The organism is Veillonella sp. ZSJB6 (assembly GCF_051549505.1).
In the GTDB taxonomy this organism is placed as follows: Bacteria; Bacillota; Negativicutes; order Veillonellales; family Veillonellaceae; genus Veillonella.
In genome coordinates, this window is record NZ_JBPUGE010000025.1 from 1 (window position 1) to 390 (window position 390).

Annotated in this window: 1 rRNA gene; it reads right to left on the bottom strand. The window is 51.0% G+C overall.

From position 1 onward, the window contains the following. Positions 1 to 387: ribosomal RNA gene (locus ACSV5T_RS09745) — 23S ribosomal RNA — on the bottom strand; the annotation flags it as partial. Between the last annotated feature and the right edge of the window lie 3 nt (positions 388 to 390).

The window sequence follows — 390 nt, forward strand, 5'->3', positions numbered from 1 at the left end:
TGTATGCAAGGTTTCGATTACAGGGCTTTCACCTTCTGCGGCTGAGCTTTCCAACTCGATTCTTCTACCTCATTTACACTTGATGACTGTCCTCAACCCCGGTGCGGTTGCCCGCTCCGGTTTGGCCTCTTTCCCGTTCGCTCGCCGCTACTAAGAAAATCTCGTTTGATTACTTTTCCTCCGGGTAATTAGATGTTTCAGTTCCCCGGGTGCCCTCCTCATACTCAAAGGTATGGGTGACAGTGCATAACCACTGCCGGGTTCCCCCATTCGGAAATCTACGGGTCAAAGGTTGCTTGCACCTCTCCGTAGCTTATCGCAGCTTACCGCGTCCTTCTTCGGCTGATATCGCCAAGGCATCCACCGTACGCCCTTAAAATCTTTACTTAA